Genomic DNA, 17,399 nt, shown 5'->3' with positions numbered 1-17,399 from the left:
GCCGCGCGCGGCGCCCCCCCCCGGCTGCCTAGCGTGGGAAGTGTCCGTAATGCCGTATGGGATCCCATACCCGATGCCGTACGGAATCGCGCGTACCCGCTGCCGTTCGAGGAGGTTCTCCGATGTCCGTCGAGCTGAACCACACGATCGTCGCCGCCCATGACAAGAAGGCCTCGGCCCAGTTCCTCGCCGACATCCTGGGCCTCGAAGTGGGCCCGCCCTACGGCCCGTTCATCCCGGTGGAGATCCCCAACGGCGTGACCCTCGACTACATGGACACCTCAGAATCCATCGCGCCCCAGCACTACGCCTTCCTCGTCCCCGAGGACGACTTCGACAAGATCTTCGCCCGCATCAGGAGCGCCGGCCTCACCTACTGGGCGGACCCGTACCACCGCCGGGCCATGGAGATCAACACGAACGACGGCGGCCGGGGCGCCTACTTCGACGACCCGAACGGCCACAACCTGGAGATCCTCACGCGTCCGTACGGAAGCGGCGGCTGACGTACCAGTCGGCTCAACCTGCCCCGGGGAGGGCCACGCCCGTCCCGCCGAGCCCGCAGTACCCCGCCGGATTCCGGTCCAGGTACTGCTGGTGGTGCTCCCGCGCCGGATAGAACGGGTGCTGGTCGGCCGACAGGATCTCGGTCGTGATCGCCCCGTGTCCGGCGGCGGACAGGGCCTGTTGGTACCGGTCGCGGGTCTCCTCCGCCGCCTTCTGCTGGGCGGGGGAGTGGGTGAAGAGGATCGAACGCACATGGGTGCCCACGTCGTTGCCCTGCCGGAAGCCCTGCGTGGGGTCGTGCCCCTCCCAGAAGACCTGGAGCAGCCGCTCGTACGACACCTTCGCGGGATCGAACACCACCCGCACGGTCTCGGCGTGTCCGGTCAGCCCCGTACGCACCTCGTCGTCGATCGGGTGGGGCGTGTAGCCGCCCTGAAACCCTGTCAAGGTCGTGTGGATGCCCGCCGGAAGCTGCCAGAACCTCCGCTCACCACCCCAGAAGCACCCCAGCGCGAAGTCCCCGACCCCGAACCCCTCGGGATACGGCCCCAGCAACGCCGTCCCGAGCACCCGATGCCGCTCCGGCACCTCGTACGCGAGCCCCGCCCGCCCCGGCGGCGCCTCCTCCGGCGTGGGCATACGCGACTCCCGGCCTCGTCCGAACAGCATGACGGCCCCTCGTTTCTCGTACGACGCCTCCGACCCCGTCATTCTCCGGGCGCCGATCGCCGGGCGCGACCCACCGACCGGCCGACTACATACGCGGCCGGTTCTCCGCAGACCAGGGGCCGGTCGGCGAGCAGCGGCAGCTCGTCACTCGGCGTGCAGCGCTGCCACACGCACCCCGCCCGGCATCCGGGTCGTCGAGCATGGCGACCAGATCGTCCAGCGCGTCCGCCACGAGCAGGGTGTCCAGGAGCTTGCAGCACTGCTCCCGCACGAGAGGACGGTCGTGGCTCAACTAACCGGATCGTGGCCGGTCAGCAGCTCCTGCTGCTCGGTCAGAGGCCGGCTGGGTGGCTGGAGAGCCAGCCGGTGTGCTCGCTGAGAAGGCGATCTCGCTCCGTGGGAGTGGCGAGGATGACGTCTGCGCCGCCGTCGTAGGGATGGTGGATGCGGCGAAGTTCCGTGTCGGTGAGGAAGACCTCGGCGAGTGTGTCGTCCGCGACGGCGCGCAGCAGTTCATCGACGCAGCCGCGCCTCCATGGGCGCCGGTCGGCGTAGAGGCGTGTGTGGTTGTGGAACGCGGGATCAGGATCGTCCTGGTCCCGCTCGGTCCACCAGTGGATGCTGTCGGGGTGCAGCGTTTGTCGTGGTTCCGGACAGGCGGCGGGCCCGGTCGGTGTGTCCGACCAGTCCATGGTCACGACGAACACGTCCCCGCCCCCGAACAGCTTGTCCAGGATCGTGTTGTACCGGTGCAACACGATCGCGTACTCGTCCTCGGAACCCGGGTAGCGCTTCGACTCGGGGAGACTGTGGAAGCGCACCCAGCGGTCCGCATACGCGCCGCGGAACGTGTGAGCGAGGGGCGGCCCTGAAGGCCGCCGTTCTCGCCACAGCCCCGCCAACAGCGCCGGGGTCGCCCCAGCATTCACCCGTCGGCCTTTGCGACCCCGATCGGGCAGGACACGCCCGTTCCGCCCAGGCCGCAGTACCCCGCCGGGTTCTTGTCGAGGTACTGCTGGTGGTACCCCTCGGCGGGGAAGAACGTACGGCCCTCCGCCGGGAGGATCTCGGTGGTGATGGTGCCGTGGCCGGAGGCGGTGAGGACCTTCTGGTAGGTGTCGCGGGAGGCTTCCGCGGCCTTGGCCTGGGCCGGGGTGTGGGTGTAGATCGCGGAGCGGTACTGGGTTCCGACGTCGTTGCCCTGGCGGAAGCCCTGGGTGGGGTCGTGGGACTCCCAGAAGAGCTGGAGGAGGCGCTCGTAGGAGACCTTCGCCGGGTCGTAGACCACACGGACCGCCTCGGTGTGGCCGGTCAGACCCGAGCAGACCTCCTCGTACGTCGGGTTCTCCGTGTAGCCGCCCTGGTAGCCGACCAGGGTCGTGTGGACGCCCGTCGGAAGCTGCCAGAACTTGCGCTCGGCACCCCAGAAGCACCCCAGCGCGAAGTCGGCGACCTCCAGCCCCTCCGGGTAGGGGCCGAGAAGCGGATTACCGAGCACCGTGTGCCGCTCGGGCACCGCGAAGGCCGCCTCCGGGCGACCCTGCAGAGCCTGCTCGGGGGTGGGCAGGACAGGTGTGCGGCCGAAGAGCATGGGGTCTCCCTGTCGACTTCTCGGTGCGTGCGGCTCGGTGCGTGCGGCTCGGTGCGTGCGGCTCGGCATGTGAGGCTCGGTTTGTGCGGGCGGCAGCACGGACAACGTCCACGATGCCGCCCGTATTCCGTCGTTTCCGGCCCGGGGGCCGGGCCGGAAACCAGGCGTCCTTGGTGAAGTCCGGTGCCATACCGCGCCCTGTAAGGGGCGCGGGGCTGTATCGATCTGCGGCTCCGCCGCGTGGGCGCGACCAGCCCCCACCGGCCCGTCGGGTTCATCACCGTGCTCCCTGCGGAGCGCTCAGCGCTGCCACTCAGTGCGGCAGCGTCGCCGGGTTGCCTCCGTTGGCCTCGTAGCCCGCCACCGCCAGGGCCCGGTATATCGCGTAGTCCGCGGCCGGATCGGGGGTGAGGGTCCAGGGGAGGGCGCCCGCATGGCCGTCGACATGGACGAGCTGGCTCATGGCTTCCGCCCAGCGCTCGCTGCGGACCAGGAAGAAGACCAGGAGGTGGCGGACGTGCGCCAGCATCGGGTCGTCGGGGCGGGCCGCGTGGACGGCGAAGAGGGCGCCGTGGACCGCCTTGGTGACGACCTCGCTCTCGTAGAAACCCCGGACCAGGTTCACCTCGGGCAGGTGCTCGAAGACCGCGAAGAGGGGCATCGCGGCGAGCAGAGAGCCCTGCGGGGCGCGGGCCGCGGCCGCCTCCGCGAAGGCGTACGCCAGCTCCCGCGAGCCGTGCCACTTCTCGCACCAGTAGTGCAGCGCGGCCAGGTGTGCCCCCATGTGCGTGGGCGCGCGGTCGAGGATCTTCAGCCAGAGCTTCTCGAACTCCGGCTGGGGGTAGGCGAGTCCGCGTGCCACCGACAGCTCGACGATGTACGGGACGGGGTCACCGGGGGCCAGCAGCGCGGCCTCGCCGCACGCCGCCCTCGCCTCCTCCATGATGATCCGGAACTCGTCCGTGCCCGGTGTCGACGTCCGCCACGCCTGCTGCACCAGGAACTCCGCGTGCACGGCCGCACCGCCCGCGTCCTTGGGCGCCTCGGACCGCCACACCCGCAGCCACTGCCCGCCGGGCGACTCGCCCACCCCGCCGGGCCGCTGCTGCAGCTCCAGAGCCGCGGCACCCGCGAACGCCTGCACCCGCTGCCAGCGACGCTCATCCTCGGCCTCCGTGCCCGCGAGCAACTGCCGCGCCGCGCGGTAGTCCTGCGTACGCTGCACCAGGTCCAGGACGTCCACCAGGTCCTGGTCGGGGCCGGGCATGCGGATGTCCAGCTCCTCCTGCCGTACGAAGCCGTAGCTCGCCGGGTCGGCGGCGTCCGGGTCTCCGGGCGCCACCTGCTGGATTCCGGCACGCCTGCGCATCACGATCGGCCCGATCACGAAGCTCATCATGACCAGCGCGATCAGAACCCAGAGAATCTCCATGCCTCAAGCGAACCAGACGGGTCCGACAATTGGCCAACCTGGTCGGGGAGCGCAACGGGCAACTACTGGGGGTTCGTCGGGTGCCGGCCCTTCCGGTGTCGCTCTTCCGGCGTTCGAGGAGCGGGTCCGGGGGCCGTTCGAGGAGCGGGGTCCGGGGGCTGGCCGCCGAAACGGGGTCTGGGGTCCGTCCTCTCCGAAACGGGGTCCGCGGGTCGGCCCCCTTCCGAGACGGGGTCCGCGGGTCGGCCCCCCTTCCGAAACGGGGGCTGGGTCAGCCCTCTCTCCGAAACGGGGTCCGGGGTCAGCTCCCCTCCGAAACGGGATCCGGGCCCCCGAAACGGGACCGGGACGTCGCCCCCGAAACGAGTCCGGGCCGCCCCCTCCGAAACGAGATCCGAGCGCCGCCCTCCGAAACGGGGCCCGGGGCGGAGCCCCGAGGGGTTTCCAGAGCGCAGCCCTGGCGGAGCCCAGGGGGGTTCAAGGGGGCGCAGCCCCCTTGGCGGGGTTGGGGGTCGAAGGGGCGGCAGCCCCTGGGGATGGGACGGGTAGGGGCGGAGGGGGCGAAGAAGACCGACGTGCACCCCACGACGGTGGGACGTGTACCCCACGACGGCGGGACGTACGCCCCACGACCGGTCGTCCCACGCCGGCGGGACATACGTCCCACGACCGTCCCACGACGCCAAGGAGGACCCCCGATCGCGGCGCGCACCCAGCCACCCCCCGAGGCCACATGGCTCCGCCCGTCACCGCGAAGCCCGTGCGCGGACTACGCTCGGGGCCCATGAGCGACAGGCACATCAGTCAGCACTTCGAGACGCTCGCGATCCACGCGGGCAACACCGCCGACCCCCTGACCGGCGCGGTGGTCCCGCCGATCTACCAGGTCTCGACCTACAAGCAGGACGGCGTGGGCGGACTGCGCGGCGGCTACGAGTACAGCCGCAGCGCGAACCCGACCAGGACCGCGCTGGAGGAGAACCTCGCCGCTCTGGAGGGCGGACGCAGGGGCCTCGCGTTCGCGTCGGGACTGGCGGCCGAGGACTGCCTGTTGCGTACGCTGCTCGGGCCCGGCGACCACGTGGTGATCCCCAATGACGCGTACGGCGGTACGTTCCGCCTCTTCGCCAAGGTCGTCTCGCGCTGGGGCGTCGAGTGGTCGGTCGCCGACACCAGCGATCCGGCGGCGGTACGGGCGGCCATCACCCCGAAGACCAAGGCCGTCTGGGTGGAGACCCCCTCCAACCCGCTCCTCGGCATCACCGACATCGCCGCCGTCGCCCAGATCGCCCGCGAAGCCGGCGCCAAGCTGGTCGTCGACAACACGTTCGCCACCCCGTACCTCCAGCAGCCGCTCGCACTCGGCGCGGACGTCGTCGTGCACTCGCTGACCAAGTACATGGGCGGCCACTCCGATGTCGTGGGCGGCGCGCTCGTCGTGAGCGACCCGGAGCTGGGCGAGGAGCTGGCGTACCACCAGAACGCGATGGGCGCGGTCGCCGGCCCCTTCGACTCCTGGCTGGTGCTGCGCGGCGCAAAGACGCTCGCCGTACGCATGGACCGGCACAGCGACAACGCCACCAAGGTCGCCGAGATGCTCACCCGGCACGCGCGCGTGACGCGTGTCCTGTACCCGGGCCTGCCGGAGCACCCCGGCCACGAGGTCGCCGCCAAGCAGATGCGGGCGTTCGGCGGGATGGTCTCCTTCCAGGTCGAGGGCGGCGAGGAGGCGGCCGTCGAGGTCTGCAACCGCGCCAAGGTGTTCACGCTCGGCGAGTCCCTGGGCGGTGTGGAGTCGCTGATCGAGCACCCGGGGCGCATGACGCACGCGTCCGCGGCCGGTTCGGCACTTGAGGTCCCGGCTGATCTCGTACGCCTCTCCGTGGGCATCGAGAACGTCGACGACCTCCTCGAAGACCTCCAGCAGGCGCTGGGCTGATCACCGACCCTGGGCTGCCCTCCGGCCCCAGGCTGATCACCGATCCCGGGGCCGATCACCAGCCCGTGAGCGGTGGAGTCGTCTCGGACGGCGGCTCCACCCAGGGGCGGGCCATCGACGCCCACACGACGAACGCGACCACCGCGGCGAGCAGCACCAGCCACAGCAGTCGGCGGGCCGCGGTCCGGCGGCGCAGCATACGGCCGCCGCGGCGCACGACGTCGGCGTACAGATCCGGCGGCACCGTGGGCGCCGCCCCCTCCATGATCCGCCGTGCGGCGGCCTCCCGCTGGGACCTGTTCACGCACGTCTCCCGTCGGCCGGGCGCTTCATGACGGCGCCACCTTCACCACGGCCGGTGCCGGGCCCCGCGGCGGATGCAGCAGCGTCGCCGTCGCCCGGTCGCAGATCGCCCGTACGCGTTCGAGGGGCAGCCCGAGGAGCGCCGCAGTCTGCTCCTCGCCGACACCCTCGTACAGCCTGAGGACGATGATCAGCCGCTCCTGGGGCGTGAGCCGAGCCAGGACGCTGTCGGGGGAGGGGCGGAACCTGCCGAGGCCGCCGTACTGGTGCCATGCCCCGCGCGCGAAGCGCACGGTCAGTTGCTGGCGGGCCCGGTCGTACGGGTCCTCGCCGCGCAGCCGGTCCCAGGAGGCGTACGTGTGGGCGAGGGCCAGCGTCAACAGGCGCCGCGCGCGCGGGTTGTCGTCCGGCGGTTCCGCGGTGAGCAGTGTGGCGGCATGCAGCAGCCGCCCTGCCGCGCCCGCGACGAACGCTTCGAACTCCCGGGCCCGGCGGGCGCCTTGGGACACCTGCCGTTCTCGCACCGCGCCTCCCCCTGAGAGCACCCTGAGCGAAAGGGGACCCGGCCGCGTACGGAAACGGGATGCGCCGACCGCCTGCGACGAGGACCCGGTCTCATATGAGGCCAGGCGTGCCCTTCCGGTCAAGAGTTCGGCGTGTACGCGCGCGTGGGGGACCGTTCAGTCCGGCGCGTACACGCGCGCGTGGAGACCGCCCAGGGGTGTGCCTTGGAGACCCGCCCGGAGACCCGGTTACGACGCCGAAGCCGGTTCCGACTCCGCCACCGGAACCCCCTGGGGGGACATGCGGGCCGACAGCGCGCTGTTGAAGCGCGTCAGGAGTGTGCAGAACGCCTCGCGCTCCTCCGGCGCCCAGTCATCGGTCAGCTCGGCCATCAACTGACGCCTCGACGACCGGACTTCCTCCAGCCGGGAGAGCCCGCGCGGGGACAGCTGGAGCACCACCGCGCGGCCGTCCTCCGGGTGCGAGGTGCGCTTGACGAGCCCGGTGTCGACGAGCGGGGCCACCTGCCGGGTGACCGTCGAGGAGTCGATCCCCATGCTCGCGGCGAGCGCCTTGACCCCCATCGGGCCTTCCTTGTCCAGGCGGTTGAGCAGCAGGTACGCGGCGCGGTCCATGGAGTTGCGCACATGTCCGACCCCGCCGAGCCGGGTCTGTTCGGCACGGCGCGCGAACACCGCGACCTCGTGCTGCATCGCGTCGAGAAGACCGGTGTCACCGACGGTCGACATGTCCATCGACATTTCAGGTGTTGTGGGCATGGCCGGGGGCTCACTTCATGCGTGGGTGCTGGGTTGGGGGACAGAGTACGCGGCGAAAAGGCAGGCCGTACCGGGGCTGAGCAAACCGGTCCCGCCCCTTGGTCACACCCGCTGTCGCGCGCTGTGAACTGCGAGACTGGTGGTCATGAGCTACAGCACAGCTGACTCCCTGCCGCGGGTGACGCTGGACGATGTGCGCGGCGCGCAGAAGATGCTCATGGGCGTCGCGCGGGTCACCGCCATGGAGGGCAGCAGGCATCTGACGCAGCTGGTCGGGGCCCCGGTGCACCTGAAGTGCGAGAACCTCCAGCGCACGGGCTCGTTCAAGCTGCGCGGCGCGTATGTGCGCATCGCGGGGCTGCTGCCCGAGGAGCGCGCCGCGGGGGTCGTAGCGGCGAGCGCGGGCAACCACGCGCAGGGCGTCGCCCTGGCCTCCGCGCTGCTGGGCGTGCGCTCCACGGTCTTCATGCCGAAGGGCGCCCCCCTGCCGAAGATCAGCGCGACCCGGGACTACGGCGCCGAAGTGCGCCTGCACGGCACGGTGGTCGACGAGACGCTGGCCGCCGCCCAGGAGTACGCGGCCGAGACGGGCGCGGTGTTCATCCACCCCTTCGACCACCCCGACATCATCGCGGGCCAGGGCACGGTCGGCCTGGAGATCCTGGAGCAGTGCCCCGAGGTGCGCACGATCGTCGTCGGTATCGGCGGGGGCGGGCTGGCGGCCGGGATCGCGGTGTCGGTGAAGACGCTCCGCCCGGACGTGCGGATCATCGGCGTCCAGGCCGAGGGCGCGGCCGCGTACCCGCCCTCGCTGGCGGCCGGGACACCCGTGCCCATCGAGAACCCGGCGACGATGGCCGACGGCATCAAGGTCGGGCGGCCGGGTGACGTGCCGTTCCGGATCATCGGCGAACTGGTCGACGAGGTCCGTACGGTCTCGGAGGACAACCTCTCCAGCGCCCTGCTGCTGTGCCTGGAGCGGGCCAAGCTGGTCGTGGAGCCGGCCGGGGCCAGCCCCGTCGCCGCGCTGCTGCGGGACCCGGGCGCCTTCGAGGGCCCGGTCGTGGCGGTGTTGTCCGGCGGCAACGTCGACCCGGTGCTGCTGCAGCGCGTCCTTCGGCACGGCATGGCCGCCGGGGGCCGCTACCTGGCCGTTCGCCTCCGCCTGACCGACCGGCCCGGCGCTCTCGCCACTCTGCTCGGGGCGTTGTCAGTGGTCGACGCTAACGTCCTCGATGTGAGCCACGTACGGACCGACCCACGGCTCGGGCTCACGGAGGCGGAGGTCGAGCTGCACCTGGAGACGAAGGGCCCGGCACACTGCGCCGAGGTCGGCCTGGCGCTGCGCGAGGCGGGCTACACGGTCATCGACTGAGGTCAGGGCCCCGGCATCACTCGATCGTGGCCCGGCCGGAGAAATACATTGAGAGACGCGATACATCGCGTTATGGTGTGTCTCGTGCCGCCGCTCTCGGGCGGGCGAAACGCACAAACCTAGGCTTTCTGAAGGAACCCCAACAACGTGGAGAACTTATATGCCAGGCGCCATCTACGCCGAAGGCCTGGTCAAGACCTTCGGTGACGTAAAGGCTCTGGACGGCGTCGACCTCGATGTCCCGGAGGGGACGGTGCTGGGCCTGCTCGGGCCGAACGGCGCGGGCAAGACGACGACCGTCCGCTGTCTGACGACCCTGCTCCGGCCCGACAGCGGCAAGGCCGTCGTCGCGGGCATCGACGTCCTCAAGAACCCCGACGCCGTACGCCGCTCGGTCGGCCTGTCCGGCCAGTTCGCCGCGGTCGACGAATATCTGACGGGCCGCGAGAACCTGCAGATGGTCGGCCAGCTCTACCAGATGCGGGCCAAGGCCGCGAAGGCGCGCGCGGGCGAGCTGCTGGAGCAGTTCAACCTCGCGGACGCCGCCGACCGGCCCGCGAAGACCTACTCCGGCGGTATGCGCCGCCGCCTCGACCTGGCGGCCGCGCTGGTGGTCTCACCGCCGGTGATGTTCATGGACGAGCCGACCACCGGCCTCGACCCGCGCAACCGCCAGCAGCTGTGGGACGTCATCAAGCAGCTTGTCTCCGGCGGTACGACGCTGCTGCTCACCACCCAGTACCTCGAAGAGGCCGACCACCTCGCCCACGACATCGCCGTGGTCGACCACGGCCACGTCATCGCCCGCGGCACTTCCGACCAGCTCAAGGCCCGCACCGGCGGCGAGCGCGTCGAGGTCGTCGTGCACGAGCGCGAGCACATACAGACGGCGTCCGAGGTGCTCACGGGCTTCGGCAAGGGCGACACCACGGTCGAGGAGCACATGCGCAAGCTCACCGTGCCCGTGACCGGCGGCGCCAAGCTCCTCGCCGAGGTCATCCGCGAGCTGGACGCCCGCGGCATCGAGATCGACGACATCGGGCTGCGCCGGCCCACCCTGGACGACGTCTTCCTCTCCCTGACGGGACACGTCGCCGAGGCGAAGGACGAAGAGAAGGACAAGGAGACCCTCGCATGAGTGCCGTCACCGACGCCGTGCCGGTCATGGCGCCTGCCAACCCCGTCATTCAGTCCGTCCGGGACTCGCTGGTCATCGCGAAGCGCAATCTGATCCGCATGTCCCGGATCCCCGAGATGGTCATCTTCGGCCTCATCCAGCCGATCATGTTCGTGGTGCTGTTCAGCTACGTCTTCGGCGGCTCCATGAACATCGGCGGCAGCACCGACCCGGGCACCTACCGCGAGTTCCTGATGGCCGGCATCTTCGCGCAGACCGTCACCTTCGCCACCGCGGGCGCCGGTGCGGGCATCGCCGACGACATGCACAAGGGGCTCATCGACCGCTTCCGCTCCCTGCCCATGGCACGCGGCGCGGTGCTCACCGGACGGACCCTCGCCGACCTGGTGCAGACGGCACTCACACTGCTCGTGCTCGCGATAGTCGCCCTGCTGGTCGGCTGGGACACGCACACCAGCTTCGGCGAGGTGCTCGGGGCCTTCGGACTGCTGCTCCTGCTCGGGTACGCGTTCACCTGGGTCGGCGCGCTGATCGGCCTCTCCGTGCGCACCCCCGAGGCGGCCACGTCCGGCGGGCTGATCTGGCTCTTCCCCGTCACGTTCATCTCGAACGCGTTCGTGGACCCGGGCCGGATGACGCCCTGGCTGCGCCACGTCGCCGACTGGAACCCGTTCAGCGCCACTGTGCAGGCCTGCCGTGAGCTCTTCGGCAACCCGGGAGTCCGACAGTCGGACGCCTGGCCGATGCAGCACCCGGTGTGGGCCTCACTGATCTACTCGATCCTGCTCATCGTCATATTCCGGACGCTGGCGGTGCGGAAGTACCGCTCGGCCACGGCATGACGAAACCCCCGGCGCCCAGGGGGCGCCGGGGGCTCGCCGAAGGCCCTGCTGCGCAGGCGTCAGCTCTGGTACGGCTCGGCCTTGAGGATCTTCACGGAGGCCAGCTTGCCGTTCGGCAACTCGTACTCGGCGTTCTCGCCGACCTTGTGGCCGATCACGCCGGAGCCCAGCGGGGACTGCGGCGAGTACGTCTCGACGTCGGCGCTCGCGTACTCGCGGGAGGCGAGCAGGAACGTCAGCGTGTCGTCCTCGTCACCGTCGAACGCGATCGTCACGACCATGCCGGGCGCCACCGCACCGTCCGCCGAGGCCGGCGCCTCGCCGACCTTGGCGTTCTCCAGGAGCTGGGTCAGCTGGCGCACACGGAGCTCCTGCTTGCCCTGCTCCTCCTTGGCCGCGTGGTACCCGCCGTTCTCGCGCAGGTCTCCCTCCTCGCGCGCGGCCGCGATCTTGGCGGCAATCTCCGTGCGCGCAGGACCAGTAAGGTGCTCAAGCTCATCCTTGAGCTTGTTGTACGCCTCCTGGGTCAGCCAGGTGACGTTCTCGCTGGTCTGGGTCACAGGTGCTCCTCGTAGGTACTGGGAATACAAAGCATCGCCCTACCCAGAAGAATGTTCCTTCACGAGTGGGCGAAACCACGAGCCTAACAATTCAGTGGCCGAAGGGGGAGGACATAAGCCACCAGAATTACGTCAACGCAGGTCAGCGCTTACGTATCGGGGGTGATCTCAGTCGGCGTGGCAGCCGAGGAGCTCGGCCGTGGTGCCCTTGGCGGTCGTACGGAGCGTGACGACCTCGTCGATGCGCGTGGCGCTGCCGTCGAAGCGGAAGTCCGCCCGGCCCACCTCGGCGCCGTCCTCGGACTGGGAGCGCAGAGTGCAGTAGCCGCTCGCGTCGGCGTCCTTGTGGACCTCCAGATGGACCGTGACGGAGTCCTCCTGGGCCTTGAAGGAAATCACCTCGGCGCTGATCTTGTTGCCGGCGACGTAGTAGTACCCGAACCAGCCGACGAGGGCGAGCAGGGCCACGCCGAGAACGGCGCCGACGATCCTGAGCCCGCGGTCGGCACGCTCGTCCGGGGAGCGGCCGTACCGGCCCTCGGGCAGCCGCGTGCTCGCCGTACTCATGATCGTCCTCTCGCCAGGGGCGGGAAAGGTCCCGGTCGGGGCTTCCATGGCCGGGCCCCGGAATTTATCGCCCCCCGATTCGGTCACTATAGAAGCCTCCCGCCCGCCACCCGACCGCCGCCCCTCATGGACGTCCCTAAGGGACGGCAGTCTTGACTCCCCGGTTCACACCGGGCCGAGTCACCGATTGTTCAGGCCGGGCGCCGACTTACCGAGGGAATGAGTCTTGACTGACGAGCTGCGACTGATGGCCGTGCACGCGCACCCCGACGACGAGTCGAGCAAGGGCGCGGCGACCATGGCGAAGTACGTGTCCGAGGGGGTGGACGTGCTGGTCGTGACCTGCACGGGCGGGGAGCGCGGCTCCATCCTCAATCCCAAGCTCCAGGGCGACAAGTACATCGAGGAGCACATCCACGAAGTACGCAAGAAAGAGATGGACGAGGCGCGCGAGATCCTCGGCATCAAGCAGGAGTGGCTCGGCTTCGTCGACTCCGGCCTGCCCGAGGGCGACCCGCTGCCGCCGCTCCCCGAGGGCTGCTTCGCCCTGGAGGACGTCGACAAGGCGGCCGGCGAGCTGGTGAAGCAGATCCGCTCGTTCCGTCCGCAGGTGATCACCACCTACGACGAGAACGGTGGCTATCCGCACCCGGACCACATCATGACCCACAAGATCTCGATGGTGGCGTTCGAGGGGGCGGCGGACGCCGAGAAGTACCCGGAGTCGGAGTACGGCCCGGCGTACCAGCCGAGCAAGCTCTACTACAACCAGGGCTTCAACCGGCAGCGCACCGAGGCGCTGCACCACGCGCTGCTGGAGCGGGGCCTGGAGTCGCCGTACGGGGAGTGGCTCAAGCGGTGGAAGGAGTTCGAGAAGACCGAGCGCACCCTGACCACCCACATCCCCTGCGCCGACTTCTTCGAGATCCGCGACAAGGCGCTGATCGCGCACGCCACGCAGATCGACCCCGACGGGGGCTGGTTCCGGGTGCCGATGGAGCTCCAGAAGGAGGTCTGGCCCACGGAGGAGTACGAGCTCGCGAAGTCCCTCGTGGACACCTCCCTCCCCGAGGACGACCTCTTCGCGGGCGTCCGGGACAATGCCTGACATGAGCGCAAGCGCAAGCCTGGCAGTGACCCACCTCGTCCCCCTCGCCGCCGAGGTGGACAAGAACAAGGTGACCCCCGGCGTCCTGGGCTTCATCGTCTTCGCGGTGATGGCCCTGGCCGTCTGGGGTCTGATGAAGTCGATGAGCAAGCACATGGGCAAGGTCGACTTCGTGGAGGAGCCCGAGGACGGCACGGGTGCCTCCGGCAAGGGGGCGGCCCAGAAGACCTCGGGCACCCCCAAGCCGCAGCAGGGCTGAGCGCGGGCCCGGTGGGGGGATCGGCAAGGGGCCCGGCGGAGCCGTCACCGCCGGGCTGTCACATCCGCGTCATCCCACCGCCGGGCCATCACACCCGGGCCATCCCACCGCCGGGCCGTCAGCCCGGGATATCACCCAAGGCCATCACCGTCTGGACATCACCACTGTGCCGTCACACCGTCACACCGGCACGCCCATGACCTCCCGCGCATGCCGGTTCGGGACCATGCCCAGCGTCCAGGCCCGCCAGCCCGTGTCCAGGTCCACGCCCCGCTCCAGAAGCAGCTGGTACGCCTCCACGTACTCGTCCAGCTTCTCGTCCCGCAGCGGATGGGAGGCGCGGCCCAGCTGGTTCAGCTCCTCCTGGGCGACCGCCGTGCCGATCTCGACGCCGCCGGGGGCCGCGTACGGCAACAGCGTGCAGCGCAGGAAGCGGGCCCAGTCCTCGCCGCGGCGGTCGCCGTAGGACGTGAAGAGGCCGATGGCCGTGTCGCACAACGACAGCGCCTGTTGCGTACGGCCGTTGCCCGCGTCCACGACCACCAGCTCCAGGCAGGTCCACGCCTCGCCGTGGACGACCCCGATGCGCTGGAAGTCCGCGCGGGCGTCCACCAGGAGCTGGCGGGCGAAGCCGGAGTTGCGCAGTGAGCCCGTCTGGACCGCCCGCTGGTCCCTCGTCACACGGGCCGAGTGGTGGCGGGCGCAGGCCAGGCCGTAGACGTCGCGCATACGGGAGAACATCGTCCGCGACCGCTCCAGCTCGCGTACCGCCTGATCCAGGTTGCCCGTTTCCTCCAGCGCCTGGCCCAGGTAGTACACCGTCCACGCCTCGCCGCGGGCGTCCTCGTTGTCGCGGTGGCGGGAGATCGCCTGGCGCAGGCCGTCGACGGCGGCCGAGGCGTCACCGGCGACCAGACGGGTGCGGGCGAGCTGGGTCAGGGCCCAGGCCTCGCCGCGGGCGTCGCGGGTGCGGCCGTACAGGTCGAGCGCCGTGCGCAGCTCCGCGTCCGCGCGCTCCGTGTCGCCCATGCGCAGGCCCAGCTGGCCGAGCTGGAAGTGCGCCCAGGCCTCGCCGTGCACGGACTCGCCCTCGCGGTGCAGGACCAGGGCCTCGGTGAGCAGCTTCAGGGCCTCGGAGAGGTGGGCCCGGTCGCGTTCCACCGCGGCCAGGGCGTGCATCGTCCAGGCGCGGTCCACGGAGAGTTCCGGGGCCGCCTGGAGATCCAGGGCCTCCCGCAGCTTCGCCGCCGCCTCGGTCAGGTTGCCCTGGTGGTGGAGGGTGATGCCCAGGGAGCACAGGGCCCGGGCCGCGCCCGCGTCGTGGTGGGCCTCCATATAGAGGTCGACCACGGAGGTCAGGGTCGTACGGGCCTTGTCGAGCTCGCCGAGCTGGCGGGCCGCGATACCCGTACGCCACTGGACCGAGCGGACAAGCAGGCCCTGGTCGACCGCGCGGGCCAGCTCGCTGATCTCGCCGAGGCGGTAGAGGTCGCCGCGGAGCAGGCAGTAGTCGCACAGGGCGCCCAGCAGACTCAGTACGGCCGCCTGGTTCACGCCCTCCGTGTGCCGCAGCGTCGATGTGATGAAGCTCGACTCGTCGTCCAGCCAGCGCAGGGCCTCGTCGAGCGAGGTGAATCCGTGCGGGCCGAAACGGTCCGACCTCGTCGACATCTTGCCGTCGACCAGGCGGAGCACCGAGTCGGCGAGCTCGGCGTAGTTGACGATCAGGCGTTCCTGCGCGGCCGTGCGCTCGGAGGGCTCCTCCTCGTCGAGGAGGCGGGCCTGGGCGAAGGCACGGACGAGGTCGTGGAGGCGGTAACGGCTGCCCCGTACGTGGTTGATCAGCCCGGCGCGGGCGAGCGCGGTCAGATGCCGGGTCGCCTCCGGCTCATCGGTCGCCAGCAGGGACGCGGCCGCGGCGGCGCCGAGCGAGGCCCGCCCGGCGAGGGCGAGACGGCGCAGGAGACGGCGGGCGGGCTCCGACTGGTCGGTGTAGCGCAGCCAGAGCGCCCGTTCGACGGGCTCGACCGGGCCGTACGCGCCCAGGTCGGTGGCCAGTTGGCGCGGGGTGCGCGGGCCGATGGAGGAGCCCGAGACGCGCAGCGCCAGCGGCAGCCCACCGCACAACTCCCTTACCCGCTCGGCCGAGTCGGCGTCGTACGGCCCCGACGTGTCCTGCGCGGCGGCGCCCAGCAGTTCCTCCGCGCCCGCCTCGTCCAGGGCCTCGACGGGGAGCTGGTGCACCCGGGCGGGGAGGTCGGCGGGCAGGTCGAGGGGTTTGCGGGCGGTGATCAGGACGAGGCTGTCGGAGCGTTCGGGGACGAGGACGCGGACCTGGTCGGCGTCCGGGGCGTCGTCCAGAACGATCGTGACGGGCAGCCCCGTCAGATGCTGGTGGTACAGCTCGCTCAGCCGCTTGACCTGCTGGTCCTGGGAGGAACGCTCACGGAACAGGAGCTGCTCGCGCGGGGCGCCGAGACGATTCAGCAGATGCATGAGCGCGTCCCGGGTGGACAGCGGCGGCTCCTCCGCACTGTCGCCGCGCAGGTCCACCACGCAGGCGCCACGGAAGTAGTCCTTCAGCTCGTGGGCCGCGCGTACCGCCAGTGCCGTACGACCGGAGCCGGGCGCTCCGTGCAGCACGACCACCGTCGGCCGGGTCTCGGTGCTCGCACGGGACGCCTGCACCCACTGCCGGATCCGCGCCATCTCCTGCCGCCGGCCTGCGAACGGATCGTCCGGCTCGGGGAGCCGGCCGAAGGACTGCGCCAGGACACTGCGCCTGCGGGCCGCCGCGCTCTTGTCGGTGTGCCGGAGCTGCGGCCCTCCCTTCTTCTTGCCGGTCCCGGTGCTCGCGCTGAGCACGCGCTGCTGGTCGAGGAACGGGCGGATACCGCGCACCTCCAGCGCCGACAGCCACTGCAACCGCAGCTGCTCCGGGCCGCCGGGCTGCCCCAGCGCGCCCGCGTGGTGGTGGGCGGCGGGCAGATGCGACGCGGTCACCTTCACCACGGTCGCGGCGGCACCCACGACCCCGACCACCGCCCCGGCGCCGAGGGCCGTACCCGCGTCGGTACCGAGCGCCAGGTCCGCGACTGCGGCGGCGACCGCGGCGACCCCCGCCACCAGCAGCGGAGTCCCGGCCCCCTCCCTCGCATACCGCTGCCCGAACGTGGGCCGCCCGGCCTCTGCCTCGTCCAGGGCACGCGTATACGCCTCGTACTCCTCCGACGCGGCCCGCGCCATCGCGTCCAGCGCGCCCCGCGCCCGCGACAGCAGCACACCTCCGTCGGTACGCCCGCCCGACCGCCGTACCTCCTCCTCCACGGCCCGGATCAACAGCCGCTCGGCCTCCCCCCGATGGCTGTCCCGCATAGCACGTCCCCCTCCACCAGCAACGGCTTTCCCTGGTCGTCAAGTGTGCTGCGGATGGGGCGCGGTGGCGAGGGGGCCTGACGCGCCGGGGTGCGCCGGGGTTGTGTGGGTGGGGTGCCGCGGGCAGGGCCCCTCGTGAACCAAGAGTCACATCACGATCACAGTTCCCTCATATTTGCTTGCATGGGGCAAAGCTTGCGCACTGGAACTGTCATGTCTTGAACATGAGTCGGGTGGGACTGGGCGATACAAATACACCTTATGCTCCTAGTTGTGTCGATAACTTCTGGGCGGCTTTCAAGGAGGGCCCCCTCTCTGCGGTTTTGGCGGGTGATTGGGATGAAGCTTGGCTCAGACTGTCACGGCAGCTGTAAGTCTTGATCGTTGACGTGTCTGTGCAGGTCAGGGGTGGCGCGGGCATGGGAACGGCCACCGCGATCATGGTCGTTTG

At 70.7% G+C, this 17,399-nt stretch carries 18 protein-coding genes; 7 read left to right on the top strand and 11 right to left on the bottom strand.

Going from position 1 to position 17,399, the window contains the following annotated elements:
- The first annotated feature begins 122 nt into the window (after positions 1–122).
- The gene (locus tag ACWD3C_RS45675) at positions 123–506 is read left to right on the top strand and encodes a VOC family protein (RefSeq protein ID WP_451154249.1); all 384 of its coding nucleotides are present in this window, start codon (positions 123–125) and stop codon (positions 504–506) included.
- A 13-nt stretch (positions 507–519) separates the two neighbouring features.
- Here the strand turns inward: ACWD3C_RS45675 and msrA (ACWD3C_RS45670) are convergent, their stop codons facing one another.
- From msrA (ACWD3C_RS45670) to ACWD3C_RS45650, 5 genes are all read right to left on the bottom strand, one after another.
- A complete protein-coding gene (gene msrA, locus ACWD3C_RS45670) occupies positions 520–1,176 on the bottom strand; it encodes a peptide-methionine (S)-S-oxide reductase MsrA (RefSeq protein ID WP_451154247.1) in 657 nt (218 codons plus the stop codon).
- Between the two features lie 85 nt (positions 1,177–1,261).
- Complete coding sequence (locus tag ACWD3C_RS45665; protein WP_451154245.1) at positions 1,262–1,468, bottom strand: hypothetical protein; 207 nt, start codon at positions 1,466–1,468, stop codon at positions 1,262–1,264.
- A gap of 40 nt (positions 1,469–1,508) precedes the next feature.
- On the bottom strand, positions 1,509–1,997 hold the full coding sequence (locus ACWD3C_RS45660; RefSeq protein ID WP_451154243.1) for a DUF3885 domain-containing protein: 489 nt from the start codon (positions 1,995–1,997) through the stop codon (positions 1,509–1,511).
- A 104-nt stretch (positions 1,998–2,101) separates the two neighbouring features.
- Entirely contained in the window at positions 2,102–2,767 is a 666-nt protein-coding gene (gene msrA / locus ACWD3C_RS45655; RefSeq protein ID WP_451154241.1) for a peptide-methionine (S)-S-oxide reductase MsrA, read from the bottom strand.
- A 313-nt stretch (positions 2,768–3,080) separates the two neighbouring features.
- The gene (locus tag ACWD3C_RS45650; RefSeq protein WP_451154239.1) at positions 3,081–4,199 is read right to left on the bottom strand and encodes a hypothetical protein; all 1,119 of its coding nucleotides are present in this window, start codon (positions 4,197–4,199) and stop codon (positions 3,081–3,083) included.
- Between the two features lie 784 nt (positions 4,200–4,983).
- On the opposite strand from ACWD3C_RS45650, the gene ACWD3C_RS45645 reads away from it, so the two are divergent.
- Complete coding sequence (locus ACWD3C_RS45645) at positions 4,984–6,138, top strand: cystathionine gamma-synthase (protein ID WP_451154237.1); 1,155 nt, start codon at positions 4,984–4,986, stop codon at positions 6,136–6,138.
- Positions 6,139–6,193: 55 nt separating this feature from the next.
- Here the strand turns inward: ACWD3C_RS45645 and ACWD3C_RS45640 are convergent, their stop codons facing one another.
- The 3 genes from ACWD3C_RS45640 to ACWD3C_RS45630 all read right to left on the bottom strand — a co-directional run bounded on the left by ACWD3C_RS45640 (position 6,194) and on the right by ACWD3C_RS45630 (position 7,706).
- Positions 6,194–6,442, bottom strand: coding sequence for a hypothetical protein (locus tag ACWD3C_RS45640; protein ID WP_451154235.1), 249 nt, complete (start codon positions 6,440–6,442; stop codon positions 6,194–6,196).
- A 25-nt stretch (positions 6,443–6,467) separates the two neighbouring features.
- A complete protein-coding gene (locus ACWD3C_RS45635) occupies positions 6,468–6,965 on the bottom strand; it encodes a sigma factor-like helix-turn-helix DNA-binding protein (protein WP_451154233.1) in 498 nt (165 codons plus the stop codon).
- Positions 6,966–7,193: 228 nt separating this feature from the next.
- Complete coding sequence (locus tag ACWD3C_RS45630; RefSeq protein WP_451154253.1) at positions 7,194–7,706, bottom strand: MarR family winged helix-turn-helix transcriptional regulator; 513 nt, start codon at positions 7,704–7,706, stop codon at positions 7,194–7,196.
- A 163-nt stretch (positions 7,707–7,869) separates the two neighbouring features.
- Between ACWD3C_RS45630 and ilvA the strand changes: the two genes are divergently transcribed.
- From ilvA to ACWD3C_RS45615, 3 genes are all read left to right on the top strand, one after another.
- Complete coding sequence (gene ilvA, locus ACWD3C_RS45625; protein ID WP_451154231.1) at positions 7,870–9,099, top strand: threonine ammonia-lyase; 1,230 nt, start codon at positions 7,870–7,872, stop codon at positions 9,097–9,099.
- Positions 9,100–9,259: 160 nt separating this feature from the next.
- Complete coding sequence (locus ACWD3C_RS45620) at positions 9,260–10,237, top strand: ATP-binding cassette domain-containing protein (RefSeq protein WP_451154229.1); 978 nt, start codon at positions 9,260–9,262, stop codon at positions 10,235–10,237.
- Positions 10,234–11,079 (top strand): ABC transporter permease, encoded by an 846-nt coding sequence (locus ACWD3C_RS45615; RefSeq protein ID WP_451154227.1) that lies wholly within the window; start codon positions 10,234–10,236, stop codon positions 11,077–11,079. Before ACWD3C_RS45620 ends, ACWD3C_RS45615 begins: the two co-directional genes overlap by 4 nt.
- A gap of 59 nt (positions 11,080–11,138) precedes the next feature.
- On the opposite strand, the gene greA is transcribed toward ACWD3C_RS45615, so the two are convergent.
- Positions 11,139–11,639: a transcription elongation factor GreA gene (greA, locus tag ACWD3C_RS45610; protein ID WP_451154225.1), complete on the bottom strand. Its 501-nt coding sequence runs from the start codon at positions 11,637–11,639 to the stop codon at positions 11,139–11,141.
- 168 nt (positions 11,640–11,807) lie between these two features.
- Positions 11,808–12,206 carry a DUF4307 domain-containing protein gene (locus ACWD3C_RS45605; protein ID WP_451154223.1) on the bottom strand — a complete coding sequence of 133 codons (399 nt, stop codon included), beginning with the start codon at positions 12,204–12,206 and terminating at the stop codon, positions 11,808–11,810.
- Between the two features lie 247 nt (positions 12,207–12,453).
- On the opposite strand from ACWD3C_RS45605, the gene mca reads away from it, so the two are divergent.
- Positions 12,454–13,314, top strand: coding sequence for a mycothiol conjugate amidase Mca (gene mca, locus ACWD3C_RS45600; RefSeq protein WP_451154251.1), 861 nt, complete (start codon positions 12,454–12,456; stop codon positions 13,312–13,314).
- Complete coding sequence (locus tag ACWD3C_RS45595) at positions 13,307–13,573, top strand: hypothetical protein (protein ID WP_451154221.1); 267 nt, start codon at positions 13,307–13,309, stop codon at positions 13,571–13,573. The genes mca and ACWD3C_RS45595 overlap by 8 nt, the downstream gene beginning before the upstream one ends.
- A gap of 180 nt (positions 13,574–13,753) precedes the next feature.
- Here the strand turns inward: ACWD3C_RS45595 and ACWD3C_RS45590 are convergent, their stop codons facing one another.
- Entirely contained in the window at positions 13,754–16,948 is a 3,195-nt protein-coding gene (locus tag ACWD3C_RS45590) for a tetratricopeptide repeat protein (RefSeq protein ID WP_451154219.1), read from the bottom strand.
- Positions 16,949–17,399: the final 451 nt, after the last annotated feature.

The organism is Streptomyces sp. NPDC002845 (genome assembly GCF_053591955.1).
Note: the sequence above shows the minus strand (reverse complement) of the source record. Positions and strands in the feature narration are given on the sequence as shown.

Excerpts from the sequence above, each read along its gene's own strand:
- ACWD3C_RS45615 (WP_451154227.1), top strand. The coding sequence starts at position 10,234 with ATGAGTGCCGTCACCGACGCCGTGCCGGTCATGGCGCCTGCCAACCCC.
- ACWD3C_RS45595 (WP_451154221.1), top strand. The coding sequence starts at position 13,307 with ATGCCTGACATGAGCGCAAGCGCAAGCCTGGCAGTGACCCACCTCGTC.
- ACWD3C_RS45645 (WP_451154237.1), top strand. The coding sequence starts at position 4,984 with ATGAGCGACAGGCACATCAGTCAGCACTTCGAGACGCTCGCGATCCAC.
- ACWD3C_RS45675 (WP_451154249.1), top strand. The coding sequence starts at position 123 with ATGTCCGTCGAGCTGAACCACACGATCGTCGCCGCCCATGACAAGAAG.
- msrA (WP_451154241.1), bottom strand. The coding sequence starts at position 2,767 with ATGCTCTTCGGCCGCACACCTGTCCTGCCCACCCCCGAGCAGGCTCTG.
- mca (WP_451154251.1), top strand. The coding sequence starts at position 12,454 with ATGGCCGTGCACGCGCACCCCGACGACGAGTCGAGCAAGGGCGCGGCG.
- ACWD3C_RS45650 (WP_451154239.1), bottom strand. The coding sequence starts at position 4,199 with ATGGAGATTCTCTGGGTTCTGATCGCGCTGGTCATGATGAGCTTCGTG.
- ACWD3C_RS45630 (WP_451154253.1), bottom strand. The coding sequence starts at position 7,706 with ATGTCGATGGACATGTCGACCGTCGGTGACACCGGTCTTCTCGACGCG.
- msrA (WP_451154247.1), bottom strand. The coding sequence starts at position 1,176 with ATGCTGTTCGGACGAGGCCGGGAGTCGCGTATGCCCACGCCGGAGGAG.
- ACWD3C_RS45590 (WP_451154219.1), bottom strand. The coding sequence starts at position 16,948 with ATGCGGGACAGCCATCGGGGGGAGGCCGAGCGGCTGTTGATCCGGGCC.
- ilvA (WP_451154231.1), top strand. The coding sequence starts at position 7,870 with ATGAGCTACAGCACAGCTGACTCCCTGCCGCGGGTGACGCTGGACGAT.
- ACWD3C_RS45605 (WP_451154223.1), bottom strand. The coding sequence starts at position 12,206 with ATGAGTACGGCGAGCACGCGGCTGCCCGAGGGCCGGTACGGCCGCTCC.
- ACWD3C_RS45620 (WP_451154229.1), top strand. The coding sequence starts at position 9,260 with ATGCCAGGCGCCATCTACGCCGAAGGCCTGGTCAAGACCTTCGGTGAC.